General features: G+C 59.9%; 17 protein-coding genes. 14 read left to right on the top strand and 3 right to left on the bottom strand.

What is annotated here, in order from left to right; genetic code table 11:
- Positions 1–5: 5 nt before the first annotated feature.
- The gene (gene modB, locus MTX19_RS29550; protein ID WP_280973061.1) at positions 6–692 is read left to right on the top strand and encodes a molybdate ABC transporter permease subunit; all 687 of its coding nucleotides are present in this window, start codon (positions 6–8) and stop codon (positions 690–692) included.
- 507 nt (positions 693–1,199) lie between these two features.
- On the top strand, positions 1,200–2,462 hold the full coding sequence (locus MTX19_RS29555; protein WP_280980488.1) for a serine hydrolase domain-containing protein: 1,263 nt from the start codon (positions 1,200–1,202) through the stop codon (positions 2,460–2,462).
- 220 nt (positions 2,463–2,682) lie between these two features.
- Here the strand turns inward: MTX19_RS29555 and MTX19_RS29560 are convergent, their stop codons facing one another.
- Complete coding sequence (locus tag MTX19_RS29560) at positions 2,683–4,008, bottom strand: DUF3422 domain-containing protein (RefSeq protein WP_280984911.1); 1,326 nt, start codon at positions 4,006–4,008, stop codon at positions 2,683–2,685.
- A 2,076-nt stretch (positions 4,009–6,084) separates the two neighbouring features.
- Between MTX19_RS29560 and MTX19_RS29565 the strand changes: the two genes are divergently transcribed.
- Together MTX19_RS29565 and MTX19_RS29570 are read left to right on the top strand one after the other, a co-directional pair.
- On the top strand, positions 6,085–6,237 hold the full coding sequence (locus tag MTX19_RS29565) for a hypothetical protein (protein WP_280973063.1): 153 nt from the start codon (positions 6,085–6,087) through the stop codon (positions 6,235–6,237).
- Positions 6,238–6,387: 150 nt separating this feature from the next.
- Entirely contained in the window at positions 6,388–6,567 is a 180-nt protein-coding gene (locus MTX19_RS29570) for a hypothetical protein (RefSeq protein ID WP_280980489.1), read from the top strand.
- 1,387 nt (positions 6,568–7,954) lie between these two features.
- On the opposite strand, the gene MTX19_RS29575 is transcribed toward MTX19_RS29570, so the two are convergent.
- Complete coding sequence (locus MTX19_RS29575; protein ID WP_280980490.1) at positions 7,955–8,167, bottom strand: hypothetical protein; 213 nt, start codon at positions 8,165–8,167, stop codon at positions 7,955–7,957.
- Positions 8,168–8,649: 482 nt separating this feature from the next.
- On the opposite strand from MTX19_RS29575, the gene MTX19_RS29580 reads away from it, so the two are divergent.
- The 8 genes from MTX19_RS29580 to MTX19_RS29615 all read left to right on the top strand — a co-directional run bounded on the left by MTX19_RS29580 (position 8,650) and on the right by MTX19_RS29615 (position 17,616).
- Positions 8,650–10,119, top strand: a complete 1,470-nt coding sequence (locus MTX19_RS29580; protein WP_280980491.1) for a biotin carboxylase N-terminal domain-containing protein — start codon at positions 8,650–8,652, stop codon at positions 10,117–10,119.
- The gene (locus MTX19_RS29585) at positions 10,073–10,624 is read left to right on the top strand and encodes a biotin/lipoyl-containing protein (RefSeq protein WP_280985595.1); all 552 of its coding nucleotides are present in this window, start codon (positions 10,073–10,075) and stop codon (positions 10,622–10,624) included. The genes MTX19_RS29580 and MTX19_RS29585 overlap by 47 nt, the downstream gene beginning before the upstream one ends.
- A gap of 1 nt (position 10,625) precedes the next feature.
- On the top strand, positions 10,626–12,233 hold the full coding sequence (locus MTX19_RS29590; protein ID WP_280980492.1) for a carboxyl transferase domain-containing protein: 1,608 nt from the start codon (positions 10,626–10,628) through the stop codon (positions 12,231–12,233).
- Positions 12,234–13,039: 806 nt separating this feature from the next.
- Positions 13,040–14,053 carry an anthranilate phosphoribosyltransferase gene (gene trpD, locus MTX19_RS29595; protein WP_280980493.1) on the top strand — a complete coding sequence of 338 codons (1,014 nt, stop codon included), beginning with the start codon at positions 13,040–13,042 and terminating at the stop codon, positions 14,051–14,053.
- Positions 14,054–14,068: 15 nt separating this feature from the next.
- On the top strand, positions 14,069–14,878 hold the full coding sequence (gene trpC, locus MTX19_RS29600; RefSeq protein ID WP_280980494.1) for an indole-3-glycerol phosphate synthase TrpC: 810 nt from the start codon (positions 14,069–14,071) through the stop codon (positions 14,876–14,878).
- 37 nt (positions 14,879–14,915) lie between these two features.
- Positions 14,916–15,104, top strand: a complete 189-nt coding sequence (locus MTX19_RS29605) for a hypothetical protein (protein WP_280973071.1) — start codon at positions 14,916–14,918, stop codon at positions 15,102–15,104.
- Between the two features lie 227 nt (positions 15,105–15,331).
- Positions 15,332–15,856: a flavin reductase family protein gene (locus MTX19_RS29610; RefSeq protein WP_280973072.1), complete on the top strand. Its 525-nt coding sequence runs from the start codon at positions 15,332–15,334 to the stop codon at positions 15,854–15,856.
- 635 nt (positions 15,857–16,491) lie between these two features.
- Positions 16,492–17,616, top strand: a complete 1,125-nt coding sequence (locus MTX19_RS29615; RefSeq protein ID WP_280980495.1) for a M20 family metallopeptidase — start codon at positions 16,492–16,494, stop codon at positions 17,614–17,616.
- A 611-nt stretch (positions 17,617–18,227) separates the two neighbouring features.
- Here MTX19_RS29615 and MTX19_RS29620 read toward each other — a convergent pair.
- On the bottom strand, positions 18,228–18,629 hold the full coding sequence (locus MTX19_RS29620) for a hypothetical protein (RefSeq protein WP_280980496.1): 402 nt from the start codon (positions 18,627–18,629) through the stop codon (positions 18,228–18,230).
- Positions 18,630–18,859: 230 nt separating this feature from the next.
- Here MTX19_RS29620 and MTX19_RS29625 point away from each other — a divergent pair, with 230 nt between their 5' ends.
- Both MTX19_RS29625 and MTX19_RS29630 read left to right on the top strand, forming a co-directional pair.
- Positions 18,860–20,395, top strand: a complete 1,536-nt coding sequence (locus tag MTX19_RS29625) for an AMP-binding protein (protein WP_280973075.1) — start codon at positions 18,860–18,862, stop codon at positions 20,393–20,395.
- Positions 20,396–20,570: 175 nt separating this feature from the next.
- A complete protein-coding gene (locus MTX19_RS29630) occupies positions 20,571–21,881 on the top strand; it encodes a hypothetical protein (RefSeq protein ID WP_280980497.1) in 1,311 nt (436 codons plus the stop codon).
- Positions 21,882–21,907: the final 26 nt, after the last annotated feature.

The raw sequence follows: 21,907 nt of genomic DNA on the forward strand, positions 1-21,907 counted from the left end.
CGTGGATGGATGCCTTTTCGACCGAGATCTGGCAGTCGGTCGCGCTGACAATCGAGCTTGCGGGCATAACGACCGCAATTCTCTTGATTTTCGGCACGCCGCTCGCGTGGTGGTTGGCGCGCTCGAAAGGCGCTTTGGCCAGCGCGATCGCGACGATTGTTGCGCTTCCGCTGGTTCTGCCACCGACCGTCCTCGGATTCTGCGTGCTTATCCTGCTCGGTCCGAACGGTCCAGGGGGCTTTCTGGCCTCTCTGTGGGGCGAGCACACGCTCGCCTTCACCTTTGTTGGTGTCGTGGTCGGCTCGGTTTTCTCCGCGCTACCGCTTGTGGTGCAGCCAATCCGAAACGCCTTCGTCGCAATGGGTGACCGCCCGCTGGAAGATGCGGCGGCTCGCCGCGCCTCTGCGATGTATTCGTTCTTCGCAGTCGCCCTGCCGTTGGCTCGGCCGGAATGTCTCAAGGCAGCTGTGCTAGGCTTTGCTCATACGATCGGGACGTTTGGCGTCGTGATGATGATCGGCGGCAACATTCCTGGGCGCACCAAAGTGGTGTCGGCCTATGTTTTGGAATATGTTCAAGCGTCGCGTTGGCAGGAAGCAAGCTGGGTCGCCGGCGGCATGGTGCTGTTCGCCTTTGCAGTGCTCCTCAGCCTAGGCGTGATCGACAAATACTGTGGAAAGAGGGGCAGTTGAGGACAGGTGCCCCACGCCGGATCGGATCGCCCCTAGCAGCCGAGGCAGCAGCATCTCGGCTTGATGGGGCTCAATGTGGCAGCCGGCGGCCAGGCTGCGATCTTCAGACCGGCTCGGCCGCGACCCACCAAGGTCCGGATTCATCCTCGAAGCTGGAGCGTTTCGGCGCCGATCTCCGCAATCGATGGCGAGGCCAAACATCGACAGACGGGGTCTTTCGCGCATCCATCAATCCACGACCGCTTGTTCGATGTTCGGACCATTTGCGCAAAGATGGTCAAGGCAGACATCGCTCAAGATGCCGGCCTGCGGTCGGATCAAGGCAGGTAGGGACGGCGCCGCGGATGCGACGCGGCTCGTCGTGTAAAGGCCGCGCTCTGCACAGGGCCGGATGGCCGCACGTTTTTAAGGCGAACAACCGGGCTATCAACAATGTGATCCGATCATGCAAACACGAGGGACAGGTTGCACGACGAAAGATCCATCCATCCTGTGAGGGAGATGCCCATGAAGGAGCTTATCATCGGCGCGGCGGCAGCGGTAATCGGCCTCAATTCGGGGCAGGCCGCGCCTCTACCTGAGGTCAAGGCCGATGACGTCGGAGTTTCGCAGCAGCGGCTCACCAGGCTGGATGAGTTCTTCGCGCGCGAGATCGCGGACCAGCGCGTGCCAGGGGCGGTGGTCGCCATCGCCAGAGACGGCAAGCTGGTTCACTACAAGGCGTACGGGCAGCTCGATCCGGCAAAAGGCACGCCCATGCCGCTCAATGCAGTGTTCGCACTTGCCTCCATGACCAAGCCGATGGTGGCGGTTGCCGGGCTTACGCTCATGGAACAAGGCCGCCTGCCCCTGCAGGCCAAGCTTACGGACTACTATCCGACATTCGCTAACATGAAAGTGGGCGTTCCGCGGTTTGACGAATCGCTGGAGTTCAAATCGCAGGCCTCGCCGATCCGCATTCATGATCTCTATCGCCACACGTCAGGCCTCGCCTATGGTGGGCGGCCGGACAGCTCGAACCAGGTCGCGCGCCTCTATCCGGATTTTGCAACTCCAGCGATCAGAGGCGATAAAGAGGCTTTCATCGACAGCATTACCAGGCTTCCACTGGCGCACCAACCGGGGACGGAATTCGAATACGGCTGCTCGATCGATGTGCTGGACGCCGTCGTCGAGCTGGTCACTGAACAGCGATTGGGGGAGTACCTTACGAAGGCCCTGTGGGATCCGATCGGGATGCACGATGCCACGTTTCACCCTTCCGCGCGGCAACGTGAACGTCTCGCGCGTCCATTTCCGCACGATCCGCTGACCGGCAAGCCACAGGCGATTGAGCTGCTCGACACGCCAACGAAGTTCGATTGCGGGGGAGCCTGCGCATTTTCGACGGTCGGTGACTACGTGCGCTTTGCACAAATGCTGCTAAACGGCGGGGAACTCGAGGGACGGCGCATTCTCGGTCCCAGGACGGTGCATCACATGATCTCCAATCATCTTGGGCCGGAGATCAAGAATAACGTCGCTCATGTGGAGCCACATCGTGCTGGCTTCGGGTTCGGGCTCGGAGTGGCGGTCCGGACGAATGAGGGTCTGTCGGCAGTGCCAGGTAATCCAGGCGAGTTCACCTGGGCAGGCGCATACGGTACGCAATTCTTCTGTGATCCCAAGGAACGTCTCGTCGTCGTGGTGGGAACGGCAGCTCCCGGAGAAATCCGGACGTATTACCGTGAGCAGGTCCAGGACATCGTTTATTCCGCAATCGTCCGATAGTCCGACTGCGGTTGGGCTCGCCGAACAAAGTGAACAGCGATTCTGGCCACGTGACGCCTGATGGCCGCTGACCTGAGAGCGCAACAGAACTCGCCGATCGGCAACGAGGCATGGGTTGAGGCCTGCGGCTGTCGCGCAACTCCAGGCGCCAGGGCTCCGACAACGGAAGTGATCGCTATTCGCCGCCTGCTTGCAATTGCTACATCCGACACAAGGACGTTTAGTCGCCGGCGCCGGAAGGCACGTCCTCATGCTTGAGGTGACGCTTTCGGATATTGTAACTCACCAGCCAGATCACGCCGACGGCGATCGGCACGAAGACCGCGGTCAAGTACGACGGCTCGACACGAAGTCCGACATCGTGCGCGCCCTTGGCAAGGTAGCTAAACAGGCTGACGACATAGTATCCGATCGCCGCAACCGATAATCCCTCTACCGTGCATTGCAACCGCAATTGTTGCTTAGTGCGATCATTGATGGCGCGCAACAGGTCACGATTTTGTCGTTCGATTTCAACATCGACACGGGTGCGCAACAAATCGGCAGCACGGGCCAGCTTGATCGATAATGTCGCCTGACGATCCTCCACTGTTGCGCAGGTTCGCATCGCAGGCGCCATGCGGCGCGCCAGAAACGACGACCAGGTCGGATAACCCGTAACCTCGTTGCCTTCGATGATGGACAGGCGCGATTGGACCAGCTCGTTATAGGCCCTGCTGGCGCCGAATCGAAACAGGCTGCCGGTTGCGCTTCGCTCGAAAGATGAGGCCAGAGCCGTCAATTCCGCAAGCAGATGGCTGTTGAGCTTCAATCCCTCCGCGCCTTGCATTTCTTCGAGCACTTCAACAAGACGTTTATCGATGCGATCGACTGTCGGCGACAGCTCAAGGGCGGCCGACAGGCCAAGCAGTGCCAGCGGACGATAGGTCTCGATTTCCAGGAGCCGTTGCACCAGCGCGCCGAGGTCGTGCGGCGTCAGTCCGAGATCGCAAATGCGGATTTTGGTGAAGCCCTTGTCGTCGACACGAAAGTCCGAGGCCACCACGGCTGCACCGCCCCTTATACGGACCATAGCCAGGCTATTCTTGTCAAACATCTGTTCCGCACGTTTAGTCGGAAACGCGTCGCGCTCCGCCTCCAACTTGATCGCGACCAGCAGCTGTCCATCCTGCCGCAGCGCGCGCATCAGCGACTGGACCGTACCTCCGGCTGGGTCGAATTGGTGAGCGGTCGGACTGTTCGCGGTACTCCAGATCAAGGTGAATGTCGCAAATTCCGAATGCTGCTCCCAACGCAGCACAATAGGTCCGATCCCTATCTCATGATGTTTCGCCGATAGCTCGGGCACGGGAAGGTTATTCTGCCGGCAGAACTCAAGAAAGCGGCGACGATCGCTAGCGGCCACCTCGCCCTGCGCTAGGAGAGCAAAGTGGACCACGGTGAATGGTGAAACGAGGCGCATGAAAGGCCGGGCATGCACTTCACCGAGGGCGGCCTCGCGTTGCGGATGCAGCGTGAAGATTCGCAAATCCAGTTCATCGAGCATATTGTGACGACCCGCCTCAGAAGAGCAACAACCGTCAGCCTTGGCATGAGCGGCCTTGGCGTGAGCGGGCCATAGGCGGGCACCCCAGCCGTGGGCTGCAGTCTTGTCGACGACCGATTCCGAGGTCGCCTTCAGTACCTGAAAGCTTTTTTCCCGGAGCAGAATCAGCGTCGGCAACCAGGGACGGAATAGCGTCTTTCAGCTTTGGGCTAAGGCCGTCCAGGACGTCAGCTGGATACCGCCCCGCGCCTGGAGCCAAATCCGGGCATTGTCGATCGGTGCCCGTAACGCGGCGGCCGCGGGTCGCTCCATGACCTCGGCGACCACTGGTGCTGGCCGATGATTGGCTCCGCCATTCGACCGACATCGCGCGCCGTCGAAGCGACGCGATATGCCGATCACGATGTGCCAACGGAGTTTCGAAAGTGGCTTTCCGGCAGTGAGGCCAGCGCTGCGGGATGCTTTGATGAGCGCAAGGCTCTTCGGTGTTCACTCCAGCATGCGCATGGGCGGCCTGCGAAGTCGGCATTTGACCGGCAACCGCATCGTCCATTGGCAGATCGAGGCTCAAACGCGACTCCCGTTCCATTGCCGCAGCCGTCTTCTCTGACGCGCAGACGATGGTGCAGGATTCGGGCCAGCACCGGAGCAGCCGACCGCTCCCATATTTCGTGCAAGGGTGTTCTGAATACAGTTGGAATCGATTTCAGGGAAAGCCAGCTAGCATTCTGGACGAAAGATACTCGCAACGCGAGCCGCGCATGTTCGGCAGGCTGACGCGTATGCACACCCTCAGCCGTGGTCGTCGCATTGACCGATCCGTCAGCCAAATTGCTTCGCATGCAGACGAGCCGCGTAGCTAAGGCCTGCGATTGATAAAAGGGCTGTCCAAACCTGGACTGGTCAGCTGATCGCAAGACGCTGGCGCGTGCGTGATCGCCTGGGTCACTTTTTGGCGTGGGCTTGGCTTCCCAGCGATCGCCCACTGCGGGCCGAGCATCTCTTGCTGCGAGCATCTTGAGCCGGCCACAACGACGTCCGGTAGCGCAGGTACATCCGGACCATTTCAACTTCGGCTGCGGCTGGCGCGCTCTGGCTCACTGATGAGCCACGCCCGTCCAATTCCGCCGTGCTGGGGCGCATTCGCAAACCTCGCGCGCAAGCCGGGAGCCAATCCCGGGAGGATTGCGACAAGATGCTGGCATTCGGACGACATGGAACCAATCCAAAGCCTGAACGCGGGGCGCAGCGCGAGCCGTCGGAGCCTCCGACAACGTCAGGCCAGCCGCTTCGCAGGTCTACGACGCGCTTGGGCATTCCACCTGCGCCCACGCCAACGGTATCCGCTTTCGCGCTGCCCCTCACCATCGTGCAGACACCGATTCTCTCCTTAGCGCGCCCATCGCGAGCTCGTTGGAAGTCAAGTCGTGCCAACCGATATCGTCCCGCGTGATGCGCCCCGTTCAGCTCTGGCCAGAACGCAGCGCCAGACCGCGATCCTCATTCGGCGCCCTTGCCGGGGCGCATGGGTTGTTCGTTCACCGACCCAGAACCGCCCGACGCCGCTGCTGCTCGTGAGCTCCTGGATGATTCCCTCGCGGAACAAAGTTAATTCCATGCGCACGGATCCGACAATCGAACTGTCTGTCGCGCAGCCGCTATGAAAAGGAGATCATCGCTGGAGACCATGATGCGCATGCGCATTTCAAGCGAAAGAGCCGCGGACTGTTCGGGAGGAGTCACCCAGTTCTCACGCATCGCGTTGTGTTTAAGACGTCGTCGTAGCGAATGCGACGATTGCGCAGCTAAATCATTCCGCCGCCCCGCGGCGAACACGCTCGTTTCTCATTTATAGCGACGCTCGGTACGTTTCACTCGTGGCATGGCGATTGCTCAGATGAAGATGCAGGAACCAAGGCCCACCGCATGACCTCGTCCTCACGACCCTGATCCCAGGCATCGGAACGAGGTATGGCCTTGAGTGACCTTATTCGACCATAAGCCAAGCCATGGCTCGTGACGACGGCAGGGTAAGAAAGCGTACGGATGACACACTGGCGCGTATCAAGACATTCCGTGATCAAACACGACAACCGCGCATCGGACCTCAGCGCTTCACAAGCGCGGACCGTCTGGAACTTCTGGCCGCTTGCGGCGCTCCTCCTCAACGCGCTGCTCTGGATTTTGATCTGCTGGGCCATCGCCTGGGCTTTCGCCGTGTTCTTTTGACCGGAACAAGCCACCGAACGTCGTAAGCCAGCGCACATGCAAGCCTGTCGTCGGAGCCACGGATCGACGCGCGTCGGGCTGTCGACCGAACACGCGCCTCACGACCTGTCGGGAACATGCGCCCCCAGATGGGATGCTTGGGAGCGCGTGATGAGCTGGCTCGGGCAAGATGAGCCGACCCGGCGCACATTGCAGGAGATCAATGTGCGTCGAGCCGCTCAGGGCATCGGCGAGGCAGTGGACCATCGTGGCGCTTCCCGGCGCACGGCCATCGCGATGCCCATATTTGCTTTTGCAAATGCCGTGCCGAGCCATTCGCAGATCGCTTGACCGCACCATCAAGTCGACCTTCTCGTTTGCAAGGAAGCGTCCAAGCACTTGGTTCGGGCTCAACCCCTCGCTTGTCACTGGAATAGATCGAGATCGCTCCCCTTCTCGGCCTTGCGAATTCGACCAGCCACGCTCGCATGTGCGTAAACCCGATATCGAACAAGGCCGGCTGGCCTTCCCAAAGGGCTCCGACCGAGCGTCGGCCCGCCCAACTCTCACTTAGCCCAGACGCAGCGAAGCATCAGAACTCCTGACCAGGATCTGGCTCGTCGTCGTTTCTGCGCGCTTGCCATTCTTGGGCACGCCGGGCCAGCTTCTCGTATTCTTCGGCAACCCTGAGGAGTTTGTCTCGGGGCCTGCCATTCGCCAACGATTCGGCCTTGGTTCGCGTTGCTCGCGCACGGCCTCGCCAATGGTCGGGATCGTAGAGTTTACTCTTCGGATTCATGTCGACCAAGATGCAGTCTTCGGATCAAAGTAATGCGACATGTGGGCTCCGTACGATTACGTAAGCGCCTTCCCTCGCAACACGAATTGTCGAAATGACGTCCGAGCTTTGCACGCTCTTGCAGCGTTGTGACGGTCGATCCGTGTGCTCACCAGCAAGGCGGTGCGCGGTTGCTCGCAAAACGAGAGTGGCTGATTCGACGCGCATTCGTTCGGATCGTTGTTCACGTCCGGCGATCAGCAACAGACCTGTGAGCGGCCATGCGCAAATGAGCCGGATCGCACGCCTACAAGCCACGAGATCCTCTATCGCTTACGCCGAGCCGCCATGCCAGCACTATCGTGCGTATCGCGCACCATCGCTCAGCCATCCAGTCGAGCGAGAGCGAGCCGCGCAATTCCGCTTGTGACCTTCCGCCCTCGCTTTGTGCGAGGTTCATCTCGAACATATGTAAGTGCGAATATATTCGCACGACCATCGCGAATGGGCTTGAATCGCACGTAGCGTCAGATTGTACGATCAAGGACAATTGGGAGCCACCCCGGACAATCTAGACGATTCATGACAGCCAATGAGAATTGCGAATGTCTCACACCTGAAAGCTCAATCACCATTCTCAAGCATGCTGAGCGACGTTGGACGACGTCAATCATGAACTGCCGACTGCATTGGCCCTCGATCGAGCGTTCACTCCTGCTTCAGGGCGCTCCGCTTAATCGCGAGCCATCCCTGTGGCGCCTCGCGGGCAACCAGCGCTAATCGCCTTCGCTTCTCCGCCGTCGCGACCGTCTCCCATCGGGACCGCAAGTCTCACTTTGCGTTCCGGTCGATGATCTCATCGGATCGCCGACGATTTCCGGTAGCGACCGGCGTGTGACGACAAAAGCTACACATCAAAGCCATGGTACAACCAAGAGCACACATCGGAAGGTCGCCCTATCAATTGCGCAGCGAGCCTTGCTGCAACTCCAGCGGATCTGATTCCGCTTCAATCGCGGCCGTGGCCGAGCAGCGACCAACAACCGAGCCACCACCGCGGTAAGCCCGCAGAAAGATCGCGACGGTCGAGACCTTCAATGACTTCGGCCTGTTATCGGTAGTCAGGTCACAGTGCGCCTCGCGCAGGAAAACCGCTACCGCAGGCACCACCATCCAAAGAGGATATCGTGAATCAACAACGACGAACGCATAGGTCTTCGCGCCCCAAGGCCAATCGCTGTGCGATTGGGATTGTTGCTGGTCTTACAGCAACCTTTCTAGGTTTCGGATGCGTGAGTGCGCGAGATCAGACACCGACCGCGGATGAGAAAGAGGCCTGCATGGAGGACGTCTTCCGCCTGTGCAGCAGCCAGATACCGGATCGGGCCGCCATCACTGCGTGTCTCAGGGCCAAGCAGGCGAGCCTGAGCCACCAATGCCGCTACGTGATGTCAACGCGAGACACGACCAAAGGAAAAGCTGACTCCCGATGAAGTGCGACAGGGCAGCCCGTATCTCCGGGCGCCTTCGGTTCGGGGAGCTCCTCCAGAGCCACGCCTGACGGAGACTGCTCGCCGGCACGGGCGTTCGGGACGAACGACCCGCTCTCGCAACCAATGGACTGTCTGATTTCACGCATTGATTCGGAACGGCGAATGCACACACTCCCCTTCGATACGGTTCTGATCGCCAACAGGGGCGAGATCGCCGTCCGAATTATCAAGACATTACGCAAGCTGGGACTTCGGTCCGCAATCGTCTATCACGAGATCGATGCGCAAACTCCCGCCATCGCCATGGCCGACGCAGCGATTGAGGTCAGCGCTCGCACGCCGATCGCGGCCTACCTGGATATCGCGCAGATCATCGCCGCGGCCCGCAAGGCGAACGCCGGCGCGCTACATCCGGGTTACGGCTTTCTCTCCGAAAATGCGCAGTTCGCCAGGGCGGTGATACAGGCCGGAATGGCGTTCATCGGACCCACTCCCGAGACCATAGAACTCATGGGCGATAAGATCCGGGCCCGCAACTTCGTGCAGCGGAACGGATTTCCGGTCGCCCCCTCTGCGATTGAGGAGGATGATCCGGCGACGTTTGTTTCCAAAGCGCGGGCTATCGGCGCGCCCCTGCTGGTCAAACCGTCGGCAGGCGGTGGCGGCAAGGGCATGCGGATCGTGCGCGATCTCGATACCCTGGAAGACGCTATTGACCTGTCGCGGAGCGAGGGCCGGCGATACTTCGGCGATGGCCGGCTCTACGTCGAGCGATATGTCGAAGACCCACGGCACATCGAGGTTCAGGTGCTTGGCGACGCCTTCGGAAACGTGGTGCATTTGTTCGAGCGCGAATGTTCTGTCCAGCGTCGCTTCCAAAAAATCATCGAAGAATCGCCCTCTCCAGCGCTGTCACCAGAATTGCGGGAGCGGATCTGCGAAACCGCGGTCGGCATCGCCCGCGCCGCGAACTACCAGAACGCAGGGACCGTCGAGTTCATTTTCGGCCGAGGTGAGTTTTATTTTCTGGAGATGAACACCCGCCTGCAAGTTGAGCACCCTGTGACGGAGATGGCCACCGGCATAGATCTTGTTGCCCAACAGATCTATGCGGCCGCGGGCCGAGAACTCGACTTCTCGCAATCGGCCATAGTCTCGGACGGACACGCGATCGAAGTCAGGCTGTATGCAGAAGCTCCCGAGCGCGGATACGTTCCGACGACCGGCAAGGTACTGCTTCTGGAGTACCCGCACGGCGTGCGCATCGACAGCGGTATCCTGCAAGGTCAGCACATCACGACGGCATTCGATCCGATGCTTGCCAAGATTATATCTCATGCTCCGACGCGCATGGATGCCGTGACAAAGGCCCATCGGGCGGTTCAGGAACTGGTGCTTCTCGGCTGCGAGACGAATGCCGGCTTTCTCGCCCGCATTCTCGCCGACGAAGCATTTCTCGGCGGACAATTCCATACCGGATACCTTGAACAGAACCCGCACATCGCAGTGGGCAATACTTCTGACGGCTTGTCCGCCTTCCTGGCATCGGCAGCCCTTTTGACGCGAACCGTCCGTGATTCGGCCGATGCTATCCCTGATCTTCACGCAGCAATCGGCAGTTGGAGAAATTGACGTGTATCACACTTTCGAGGTTGATGGCGTCGACCACAAGCTGTGGCTTTCACCCTGCCGGCAAGGGTACCGTCTTCACCTAACTGACCAGGTGATTGCTCCGGTCAAGTTCGTCTATCACAACGACAGTTGCGGTCTGCTGACCATTGCCGGCGAAGCCGAGCCAGTCCGCTTCGTCGTCGACGGTGATGTCATTCACGTTCTCATTCGCGGCAGGACGCGTACCTTGCGCTACCGCGACCCACTGCGAACGCTCGCTTCCGTAGCTGGACAGGACAATTCCCTTGTGGCCCGCGCGCCGATGCCGGGCGTGGTTGTAACGACCACGGTATCACCGGGCCAATCGGTCTCCGCGGGCATGGCGCTGATGATGATCGAGAGCATGAAGTTGGAAACCATCATACGCTGCCCGCAGGACGGTGTCGTCGATCGAATTCACTTCGAGGAAGGGGACAGCTTCGAGCGGGACGCAGTGCTGGTCACGCTGACCAAGGAAGGACGCTGACATGCAGCGGATCACTTCTGTTCTGAAGGTCAACTCGCACGAATTCCGCAACAACGAGCTCCACAACAGACGCCTTGCGGACGAATTGAAGGAGCGGCAGCGTGCTGCCCGCTTCCAGAGGCCGGAGCGAGAGCTCGAGCGCTTGCGTCGCCAGAATAAGCTCTTTGTTCGAGATCGGGTCGAAGCGTTGCTCGATCCACACACGCCGTTCCTTGAATTTTCGACGTTAGCCGCCAACAAGGCTTACGAGGGCGAGGTACCCGGTGCAGCCCAGGTGGTCGGCATCGGCATCGTAGCAGGTCGCGAGGTGATTGTTCACGCCGATGATGCCAGCGTCAAGGGCGGGGCATGGTATCCGCTCTCCGTCAAGAAGATCGTGCGAGCGTTGGACATAGCCATCGAAAATCGCTTGCCGGTGGTCCATCTATGCGACTGCGCCGGCGGATTCCTGCCGTTGCAGGCCGAGTTCTTTGCAGATCGTTACCACGCTGGTCGAATTCTGCGCAATCAATCGATCCTGTCCAAGATGGGAGTACCGCAGGTCGCCATTGCGATGGGCCACTGCACGGCGGGAGGCGCCTATGTCCCCGCGCTCAGCGACTACAACATTATCGTTGAAGGAACGGGAGCGATTTTTCTTGGCGGCCCGCCGGTCGTGAAGGCCGCCACCGGCGAAAATGTATCGGTTGAGGAGCTTGGCGGAGCCCATATGCATACCGGCGTGTCGGGCACGAGCGACTACCTCGCAAGCTCCGAGATGCATGCGATTGCAATTGCCCGCGACATCGTGGCTCACCTTAAGCGTCCCGCCAAGGCGTCGATTGATCGAGCTGCCCCGGAGCCGCCCCTCTACGATCCGTGCGAACTGTATGGCATCATCCCGAAGGATCCCCGTGTCCAGTTCGACATGCGGGAGATCGTCGCCCGACTGGTTGATGGCAGCCGATTCCACGAATACCAGCCGCGCTTTGGTACATCGCTGGTTTGCGGCTTCGCGCGGCTTCATGGCTATCAAATTGGCGTAATCGCAAACAACGGCGTTTTGTTCAACGAAAGCGCATTGAAGGGTGCTCATTTCATCCAGCTGTGCGACCGCAACCGCACGCCCCTGCTTTTTCTGCAGAATGTCACGGGCTTCATGGTCGGCCGCGAGTACGAACGGCGCGGTATTACCAAGGATGGCGCCAAGCTCATCATGGCGATGTCCGGCGCGTCGGTGCCAAAATTGACCGTCATTTGCAATGGCTCACACGGCGCAGGTACTTACGCGATGGCGGGACGCGCTTTCGATCCCCGTTTTGTGTTCACTTGGCCGCAAGCTCAGATCTCTGCGATGGGCGCCGAGCAAGCGGCCGGCGTGCTCACTCATGTCAAGGCAAGGCAATTGGCCCGCGAGGGCGGTCGTCTGTCGGAGCAGGAGCTGGAAACCATTCGCGAACCGATTCTCGAAGAGTATCGGGAGCGTTCCAGCGCCTACTATGCAACCTCTGAAATCTGGGACGACGGCATTCTTGATCCGATCGATACCAGAAGCGCGCTCGCGGTTGCCCTGAGTGCTTCGTTAAGTGCTCCAATTGAAGCACCGCATTACGGCGTATTCCGAATGTAGCGGCGGATCTGGGTACGCGGTGCAGCTGGATGCGACCTTGGGTTCGCGAGGGCGCCACGGTCCATGATAGGGCGCGATCATCAGTGATGCGGTCCGGTCGCCTGCGCCGCAGTTGAGCGTGGCGGATCCGTAGCGCCAAGTGCCGGCCCAACCTCAGCGCGAAACCGCTCATCTATGAATTTCCGGATTTCGTCTTGTTGCGGATCGCTCTCGATCAGCCTTTGAGCTGACGAGAGCTCCACGAGCCGGAAACAGCGAGGCGATGCGTCAGGCGGAATGCAGCGATAAACGGGTCGCCAAGCTATCCCTACGCGGCTTGTCGAACGTGCCTGCAATTTGTCTGCAATGTCGCGAGGTCGTTCGCAGCGCGCCGGCACAGCAGAGCCGGCGTCGGTCAGACCGGAAAGCCGGGCACCGCCTTGATGATCCACCTCTGCGTTTCGGCCCGCGCACCACAATTTTCATTTGGCAACCTCGGTCGGATGATGACTTACTCGAACGGCACCAGTCCATCCCACGGATCAGATTGCAACGTTCGCGACCACCCTTGCGCTTTGCACTGGCCCACCGCCAGATTGGAATGGAAGGGCTTGAATCTGACGTGACGTCAGGTTGTAGCTTCCACAGCGCTCCCGGGATCAAGCTAACACCACGCATCCGTCGAAGGCGCGTCAGCTGGGTCTATGTTCGGGCGACGGGTAACTCGCCACTTCCGTCTCGGACCAGGAGATGAGGCGGGCTAGCCGGTCGATGGGGCTGCATGCGCATACGGCTAATTGGGACAACTAGGCACGCTCTGGAGCACGATGGACGTCCTCAAATCGATCATTGGCAAAGTCGCCAGCGGTGCCACCCTGACCCGCGAGGAGACAGCGATCGCCTTCGACATCATCATGTCAGGCCAGGCGACGCCCTCGCAGATCGGCGGACTGTTGCTGGCAATGCGGGTGCGCGGCGAGACGGTGGAAGAAGTCACCGGGGCAGCGTCAGCGATACGAAGCAAAATGCTGTCGGTGAGCGTACCGGGCGATCCCGTCGACATCGTGGGCACGGGTGGCGATGCTTCTAGCTCGCTCAACGTGTCGACATGCGCCTCCTTTATCGTCGCCGGCGCCGGCGTTCCGGTGGCCAAGCACGGCAACCGCGCGGTGTCCTCGCGATCAGGCGCCGCGGACGTTTTGGCGCGCCTTGGCGTGAAGATTGACCTCAAGCCGAAAGCCGTTGGTCGTTGTATGCACGAGGCCGGCATAGGTTTCATGTTTGCGCCGACCCATCATCCGGCCATGCAGCGCGTTAGACAAATTCGGACCGCACTTGGGACCCGCACGATCTTTAATCTGATCGGACCTCTATCCAATCCTGCTGGGGTCAAGCGGCAGATCGTCGGAGTATTCTCGCGCCAGTGGGTGCAGCCTTTGGCGCAGGTGTTGCAGACCCTCGGCGCTACGTCGGTGTGGGTGGTTCACGGCTCAGACGGGCTCGATGAGATCACTCTCACTGGCTCCACATTTGTTGCCGCGCTTGATGCGGGTGCGATCCGCACCTTCGAAGTAGCGCCCGAAGACGCTGGTCTGGCCCGCTGTGACGTCGATTCACTGAAAGGCAGCGACGCCGACGCCAACGCGGTAGCGCTCAAAGGCGTGCTCGACGGCAAACCAGGCTCCTATCGCGACGTCGCGCTTCTAAATGCCGCCGCGGCATTGATCGTAGCCGGCCGGGCTGCGACTTTGGAGGAGGGTGTTGCGCTCGGCCAGCGCTCGCTTGACAGCGGCGCTGCCGCCGCACGATTGAAACGTCTGATAGCGGTCTCCAACGCTTAACCGCCGAGCTGACCGATGTCCGATATTCTGACCAGGATCGAGTCCTATAAGCGCGAGGAAATTGCAGCTGCCAAACGGGCGTTACCGCTGCCGGACGTCGAGGCACTCGCGAAGCGAGCGCAAGCTCCCCGCGGCTTTGTCGACGCGATCCGCAATAAGCAGGCTTCCGGCGAGCATGCTCTCATAGCCGAGATCAAGAAGGCCTCGCCTTCCAAGGGTTGCATTCGTGGCGACTTCGACGCCCCTGCGCTCGCGCAAGCCTATGAGGCGGGTGGCGCAGCCTGCCTCTCTGTCCTGACCGATACGCCATCGTTCCAGGGACATCTCGATTTCATGGTGGCGGCGCGTAGCCAGACAACTCTTCCGGTGCTGCGGAAGGACTTCATGTTCGATACCTATCAGGTGGCCGAGGCACGCGCCCATGGCGCCGACTGCATCCTGATCATCATGGCAGCGCTGGAGGCCGCTGCCGCGCGCGATATCGAAGCCGCTGCCCTAACGCACGGCATGGACGTGCTGGTCGAGATCCACGACGTCGCGGAACTCGACCGTGCTCTCACCCTTCGCTCACCGATGATCGGCATCAATAATCGCAATTTGCGCACGTTCGAAACCACGCTCTCAACGAGCGAGACCCTGGCACCGCTCATCCCGAAAGATCGTCTGATCGTCTCGGAAAGCGGCATACTCGGGCCCGGCGATCTTACGAGGCTTTCGCGTGTTGGGATTTCGACCTTCCTGGTCGGTGAGAGCTTGATGCGGCAAGCTGATGTACGCACCGCAACACGTTCGCTGCTGGCGCCGATGGCAGCCATTACAACTTAGTGAAAGACACGCAGTGCGTCAAAGGAGACAATCGACGATGTCATGGCAAACGCTGGAAGTTCTCGGATCGATCGCGAAGATAGAACACATTATTCGAAAGTTTCGAGAACTGATCGATACAGATGGCTCGATCCCGCCGGAGCTGCGGGGCACGCTGCACATCACGCTCGATGAGCATCTGTGCGCGGCAAAACAGCGCGTTCTGGATACGCAACCGGTGCGATGATGCCCCTTATACGAAGAGAAACACGAACGGCGGTCCAATATCGGAATCGGCCTCACATGGCGCCGCCAAACACTTGCAGACCTGGCAGGCGCGCTCTGACGCCGATTGCCGCCAGAAGGCGGTCATGAGCCCGTACGCCGAACCGCAAGTTCGAGAACGGCCACCACGGCACTCTCCGCGCGGCGAATGAGACAGCCAACTCGACGCCCCTTTACAGGCCAATCATCATGAGCTGCCGGTCCCCTTTCAAGATGCACGATATTCCGTCGGTCCAGGCGATCGAGTTCCGCCAGGCTATGCGAAATCTGGCGAGTGGCGTCGCGATTGTGACGACTGGAGCGGCCGTCAGGCGGCGCGGGTTAACAGTCAGTTCTGTGACTTCGATCTGCATGGAGCCTCCCTGTCTTCTGGTCGCCATTAACGCCAGTTCCGAGACGCATGACGCGATATTCGCCAACAACAGTTTTGGAGTGAGTTTTCTGTGCAGCGATCAGGAAGACCTTGCGCTGCGGTTTGGGGGGCGGGATGGCGCGAAAGGAGTTCACCGTTTCGTTTCGGCGCAGTGGAATCAGGGTATTCTCGACGTACCGCTTTTGCAAAGCGCGATGTTTACGCTCGAGTGCATCTTGCATGACCATAAGAGGATTGGCACGCATACCATCTTTGTCGGACGAATTGTCGCGACCCGGCCAGGCCAGGGCGATCCGTTGATCAACTTCCGCGGTACGCTTCGAACCATACCGGAAGATTGAATGCATTTTGCACGCAAGAGGCGGACGAGCAGCCGGCTCAATCACGTTGAAGACCGCAATGAGGACCGGAGCAAATGATCATAGAATACTCACCCGAAAGCGGCGTACAGTTGGTGGATCCTTTGGACTTTGGCGGATTCAAACTCGTGCTGAAGGGCTCACTTGCTCTAACACTCAAGCCTTGAGGGGCATCACCCTCGTTGACAAAGGCAATGCGCTTGTCCCTGTCGACTTGGTGCCTACGCTGTCCGGTTGCCCCAAGGAAAGCAAAGCCTGGCAAGTGGCCTATGGCAAGATGGTGGCGAGCGCTCGCGAGTACGGCTGGATTGACGTCGACGCAGATGCGATTCGCGCACACATCGAAAGAAGGTCCTAAGGTCGGAGACGCTATCGCTCATTTCGAGAGCGAGTCAGATCTGTCCTGCATGATTTGCGTCGACACCTACCAACGTTGACAGCTCCGTTCCTGCCGGCAAGTAAGTAACATCAGTTTCCGCCGACAGGGCCACTCTCGGCCGGTAACGGGTTGCGAGCGGAACGTATCCTCGCGGGACATCATGGTTGGGACCAGGCGAATCGTATCATGATCTCGTGCCCGCAATGACAATCTCATTTCACAGGCGGCGACAACATCCATGTCGAGCAACCGGTTCCAATCAGGCGCGATCCTCGACGGCATCCGCCGCTGGGTCGAGATCGAGTCGCCGACCGAACGGCCCGATCAGGTCAACAAGCTCGCCGACCTCGTCGCCTCAAGCTATCGCGATCTGCCGGCCACCGTGGAACGTATCGCGGGGCGCGACGGCCGCGGCGATCACCTGGTCGCACGCTCGTCCTGGGGCCAGGAAGCGCCGGGCATCCTGGTGCTGAGCCATCTCGACACCGTGCACCCGATGGGCTTCATCGAACGGCTGCCGTTCAGGATCGACGGCGACAGCGCGTTCGGCCCCGGCATCTACGACATGAAGGGCGGCGCTTATCTCGCCTATCACGCCTTCCGGCAAATCTGCGCCGACGATGCACGCGCGCCGCTCGGCATCACCCAGCTCTACGTCTCCGACGAAGAAGTCGGCAGCCCGACCTCGCGGGCGCTGATCGAGGCCGAGGGCCGCAAGGCCAAATACGTGCTGGTCACCGAGCCGGCGCGCGCCGGCGGCAAGATCGTCACCGGGCGCAAGGGCGTCGCCCGGTTCGACGTGTTCATCAAGGGTGCGCCGGCCCATGCCGGCACGCGCCCCGAGGATGGCCGCAGTGCGATCCGCGAGCTCGGCAACGTGATCTTGACACTGGAGGCGATGAACGATCTCAAGCGCGGCGTCACCGTCAATGTCGGCGTGGTCCGCGGCGGCACCAAGCCGAACGTGATCGCCGAAGAGGCCTATGCCGAAGTCGACCTGCGCGTGCCGACCATGGCCGACGCCGACGAGCTGGTGTCGAAGATCCTCGGGATCACATCGCGCACCGAGGGCGTCACCGTGACGGTGACGGGCGAGCTCAATCGTCCGCCCTATGAGAAGAGCAATTCCGGCACCGCGCTCTACGAGCACGCGAGGACGGTCGCCGCCGAGCTCGGCTTCGATCTGCTCGATGTCTTCACCGGCGGCGGCTCCGACGGCAATTTCACCGCGCCGCACACCGCGACCCTCGACGGTCTCGGCGTCGACGGCAAGGGTGCGCATACCCATTACGAGCAGCTTTATATCTCCTCGCTCGAGCCGCGCGCGCGGCTCCTGCATCGCCTCTATCAGACGCTGCGATGATCGCTGCTCCACGCGATGCCGGCGACCATGACGCGCCCAGGGGACGACCGGACAACGCGGACGCTAGTGCGGGAAACACCAGAAGGCGACGTGCCTTTCGCTCGTCGCGACTAGCCTGACTTACGACCGCCGAGCACTCGTTTTGACCATCGCAGGTTACGCAGCAAATCGTGCACGGTTGTGTCCTGGAATTCGCTACCGCCGTCCCAGCACACACGAGCGGCGAACGGACTGCTTCGGGCTCGCGCCAAAGGGTTGGGATCATCCAGCTTTCTTGTCGCGTTTCCCACGTCCGGTTGTAGATATTCCACATGACCAGCTCCGAGGGACTTGAATCGCACGTAACGTTAAATTGTACGTTCTTGAGGTGGCCAGTCTTTGACTTGCATCGAGGTAAGGATTCCGAATGCCCCAAATTGAAAGACTGACGCCACGAGATCTCATCTTGACACTGGATCCCGACATCGAGCTTGCCGACATGGTGATGCATCGATCGTCAACTGCGGCGCCGTTATTGGCGAACGATAGTGAAAGACAGGGCAATCCAGAACCGAGGCCATATGCCCGCTGCGATCGGCATCGCCTGAGAGATTCTGCGCGGGTCCACCGTTTCACACATCCGAACACAAGCACCTTTGCCAGCCGACGTGCGCCTCGAAACCAGTTTGGCGAACATGCCGCTCACAGCGGTCGATGAGCAATGGTATGGTGCTGCTATCGCGCAAATCCATGACGATCGGTCTTACTGTGGAGATTTTCAACCGCGTTAGGTTGAAAGGGCCGCTCTGCATAAGCGGCGCTTCGATTGCTTGGCAGATCGGAGCAGCAAAGTGAAAAAACCCGATGGCGCCAGGAAGGTTCTCTTGATCGACCATACTGAGGGGCAATGCCGGGCCATTGTCGGTTTCAAAGATGAGGATGAGAGAGAGGCGTATATGTGCGGCGAACCTGTACTTAGAAAGCCGGGCAAGAAGATTTCGTCGTGGTGCGCCTATCATTACGGACAGATGCACTCAACATCCGTTGAGCAACCCTCAGCGCGAAATGAAGCGTCCGGATCACCAGCTCTCGAGGGCCCTTCACCGAAACGATTGTAACATCGTTTGACTGGCATTCACTGAGACAGTCTGACGATCGTCCGCATCTGAGATGCCTATCAACACAATAGCATCACCATCAACAGACTTTCCAAAGAATTTCAGGAAGGGCCTGATCGCGCATGGACCGATCCAGGGGAACGGAAATGAATCTCGCAACACTGATTGAGCGTAATGCGGCGTTCGCTCCCAACAGGCCGGCGATCCATTTCGAGGGCGAGACTTTAAGTTATGCGGCCTTCAATCAACGGATCGGGCAGATCGCTGGCGCCTTGAAAAGCCGGCTCGGTGTGGATAAAGGCGACCGGGTCGCGATTCTCAGCTTCAACCGGCCTGACTATCTGGCGCTGCTTTATGCCTGTGCACGGCTCGGAGCCATGGTCGTGCCGTTGAATTGGCGCCTTGCTGTCACCGAGCAGCTCTTCATCCTGTCCGACGCCGGGGCCAAGGTGCTGCTTCTCGAGCAGGCGTTCGACGGTCTGCTGCCCGCACTTGCACAGAAATCGCCTGATACCGCCGTTGTCGGGTTGGATTTTGCGCCTCCCGGCGGCAGCAAGTGGGACAGCCTGCTGGACCGTGCCCCCGGCGATGGTCGCAATCCGGGTGCGGACCTCTCCTGCCCGCTTCTCATTGTTTACACCTCCGGCACCACCGGTCGGCCGAAAGGCGCCGTGCTACGGCAGGACGCGTTGCTGTGGAATGGGGTCATGAGTCAGCACATGCATGACCTCAGTTCGTCGGATCATGTCTTGACAGTATTGCCGCTGTTTCACGTTGGCGGCCTCAATATCCAGACAACGCCAGCCTTGCACAATGGCGCGACCATCACTCTCCACGCGCGGTTTACGCCGGAGGCGACGCTCGCTGCATTTGAGCGCGATCGGCCGACGCTTGCGGCATTGGTGCCGGCAGCGATTCAGGCCCTCACAAACCATCCATCATGGCCGACGACGGACTTGTCCTCGCTGAAAGCAATTTGCACCGGCTCAACGATGGTGCCGCGGCATCTTACCGACCGTTTTGCCGCGCGGGGGGTGCCGGTTCTGGAGGTTTACGGTTCGACGGAGACCTGCCCCATTGCTGTCTATACGAAGCTTGGCGGCGATCCTGCGCACGAGGGTTCGAGCGGCTTGCCCGGTCTATGCTGTGAAGCAGCGATCATCAATGATGCCGGCACCACGGTGCCCCCGGATAGCCCAGGCGAGATCGTGGTGCGCGGCCCCAACGTCTTCTGCGGATATTGGGGTGACAAACAAGCAACCGAGGCGGCCCTACATGGCGGGTGGTATCGCACCGGCGACATCGGACGACGCGATGGTGATGGGTATTTTTGGATCCAAGATCGCAAGAAGAATCTGATCATTTCCGGTGGGGAGAATATCTCTCCTGCCGAAGTTGAGCGTGTGCTCAGGGAGCATGGCGACGTCGCGGACTGCGCCGTTGTCGGTCGTCCGGACCCACGCTGGGAGGAAGTTCCTGTCGCTTATGTGATCAAACGAGCTGGAGCACAAATTGAGGCTGAAGCGCTGATCGCCCATCTGCGATCGCAACTCGCCGGCTTTAAGGTGCCGCGCGAGATCATTTTCACAGAAGAATTGCCGCGAACGGCGCTGGGTAAGGTCCAGCACTTCATGCTGAAGCAACTCGGTACGCGATCACCACAGCAAGGCGATAACAATTGAACTCCGTCACCTGGAATCGGCACGGCATCCCTCAACCAGGCACGGACGACGTTCATTCTCGCCGCGATGAAAGTCGCGGCGATCAAAAAGACCACGCGAATTTGCGGCTAGGTGTTTGTCGTCACGGATGGCGGCCCTCTGCGGCCAACAAAGCCAAAAGCGCCCGAGACAGCTGATGCCTCAGATCCTCATCATGAACGCCGGTACGGCTCAAATGTCGGGGACCGACTTGACGGCGATCCAGCTTTCGCTTGCCGCGAAGTCGGCCTGGCGCTCGGTGTGGCTGGCACAGGAGGGTGACTTGATTGTCTCGCCGATCCCCATCCCAGCAGATCTGCTGTCATTCGTTGGCTCGACGCTTAAGTTCGATCCTGCGAGCCTGCTGCTGTTTGTTCCTGAGGGCGCGCACGACCATCCGGTCCTTTGTGATGTCACCCTACAGTCCGATGCTGTTGTCGAACGAATAAGCCACATCGTTCGTCAGAATACACATTGGAAGATATCCGCCTGCTACGCAACTGAAGGTGTTGCCCGGCTGGCCGCCGTGCTCGGCATAGCCAAGGACGGGGACAAGTTCGCTCTTCAGCGAGGGCCCGACCTACTGAATCGCAAGAGCCACTTTCGTCAGTTGGCAACGAGTGTCGCCCTTCCGTTGGCCAATGGATGCGTAGCGACGAGCTCGGACGAACTCCTCGCAGCCGTTACCTGCCTGAGGTCTGAGACCGGCAACGTGATCCTAAAACTGGACAACGGAGCCGGCGGCGCGGGGAATATCGTCCTAACCAGCAAGAAGACCACGCCGCTCCCCGGCGCAAGAGAAACTCGGCGAGTCCATTGGCCGACGTTTGATCCCGATGCAGTTTGGTCCGAGATGACAACACCGTCATGCAGGACGCTGGTTGTTGAATCGTACCACCTGGCTCGGTCCATGTTCTACCTCGAGTTCGAGATCGAGGAAAAAGGTGCAATCACATACGTCAATAGTGGAGACATCCGTCTGCGTCGAAGCAAAGATCGGTCGGAAAGAGCTCTCGTCTGGACCGGACTCGAGCTTCCAAGTGACATGAGCAATCGTCAACGCTCGATCGCTCACGCTCACGCCTATCGATTTGCAGAGTTGGCGCGGACCTTGGGGTACCGCGGCTTGATCAACATCGACGCCATCTTCTCGACGGACGGTCGACTGCTGTTCAATGAGGCGAACGGCCGGTGGGGTGGAGGCTCGGTGTTGCACAGCATCGCAGCCCGGCTGCTCGGTTCCGACTATTCTGATTCCTACGTGGTTTCGTCTGTACGGGACGTTCGATCAAGCTCCCTGCGAGCTGCAATTGACCATTTCGCCAAGAGGGGATGGCTGTTCGACGACACACGCAAGGAAGGGCTCATTCCGCTCGCCGCCGACCAAGATGCAGGCACGGTAGAGTGTCTGGTGATCGCGCACGACAGGCTGTCGGCTCGCAATTTGCAGTATCGACTACCGAGATAATCCGATTTGGATCATGGCGACTCTTT

The sequence above is a fragment of the Bradyrhizobium sp. ISRA464 genome (genome assembly GCF_029910095.1).
Taxonomy (GTDB): Bacteria; Pseudomonadota; Alphaproteobacteria; order Rhizobiales; family Xanthobacteraceae; genus Bradyrhizobium.

Coding starts and splice junctions, on each gene's coding strand:
- modB (WP_280973061.1), top strand. CDS start 6: ATGGATGCCTTTTCGACCGAGATCTGGCAGTCGGTCGCGCTGACAATC.
- MTX19_RS29555 (WP_280980488.1), top strand. CDS start 1,200: ATGAAGGAGCTTATCATCGGCGCGGCGGCAGCGGTAATCGGCCTCAAT.
- MTX19_RS29560 (WP_280984911.1), bottom strand. CDS start 4,008: ATGCTCGATGAACTGGATTTGCGAATCTTCACGCTGCATCCGCAACGC.
- MTX19_RS29570 (WP_280980489.1), top strand. CDS start 6,388: ATGAGCTGGCTCGGGCAAGATGAGCCGACCCGGCGCACATTGCAGGAG.
- MTX19_RS29575 (WP_280980490.1), bottom strand. CDS start 8,167: ATGGTGGTGCCTGCGGTAGCGGTTTTCCTGCGCGAGGCGCACTGTGAC.
- MTX19_RS29580 (WP_280980491.1), top strand. CDS start 8,650: ATGCACACACTCCCCTTCGATACGGTTCTGATCGCCAACAGGGGCGAG.
- MTX19_RS29585 (WP_280985595.1), top strand. CDS start 10,073: ATGCTATCCCTGATCTTCACGCAGCAATCGGCAGTTGGAGAAATTGAC.
- MTX19_RS29590 (WP_280980492.1), top strand. CDS start 10,626: ATGCAGCGGATCACTTCTGTTCTGAAGGTCAACTCGCACGAATTCCGC.
- trpD (WP_280980493.1), top strand. CDS start 13,040: ATGGACGTCCTCAAATCGATCATTGGCAAAGTCGCCAGCGGTGCCACC.
- trpC (WP_280980494.1), top strand. CDS start 14,069: ATGTCCGATATTCTGACCAGGATCGAGTCCTATAAGCGCGAGGAAATT.
- MTX19_RS29605 (WP_280973071.1), top strand. CDS start 14,916: ATGTCATGGCAAACGCTGGAAGTTCTCGGATCGATCGCGAAGATAGAA.
- MTX19_RS29610 (WP_280973072.1), top strand. CDS start 15,332: ATGAGCTGCCGGTCCCCTTTCAAGATGCACGATATTCCGTCGGTCCAG.
- MTX19_RS29615 (WP_280980495.1), top strand. CDS start 16,492: ATGTCGAGCAACCGGTTCCAATCAGGCGCGATCCTCGACGGCATCCGC.
- MTX19_RS29625 (WP_280973075.1), top strand. CDS start 18,860: ATGAATCTCGCAACACTGATTGAGCGTAATGCGGCGTTCGCTCCCAAC.
- MTX19_RS29630 (WP_280980497.1), top strand. CDS start 20,571: ATGCCTCAGATCCTCATCATGAACGCCGGTACGGCTCAAATGTCGGGG.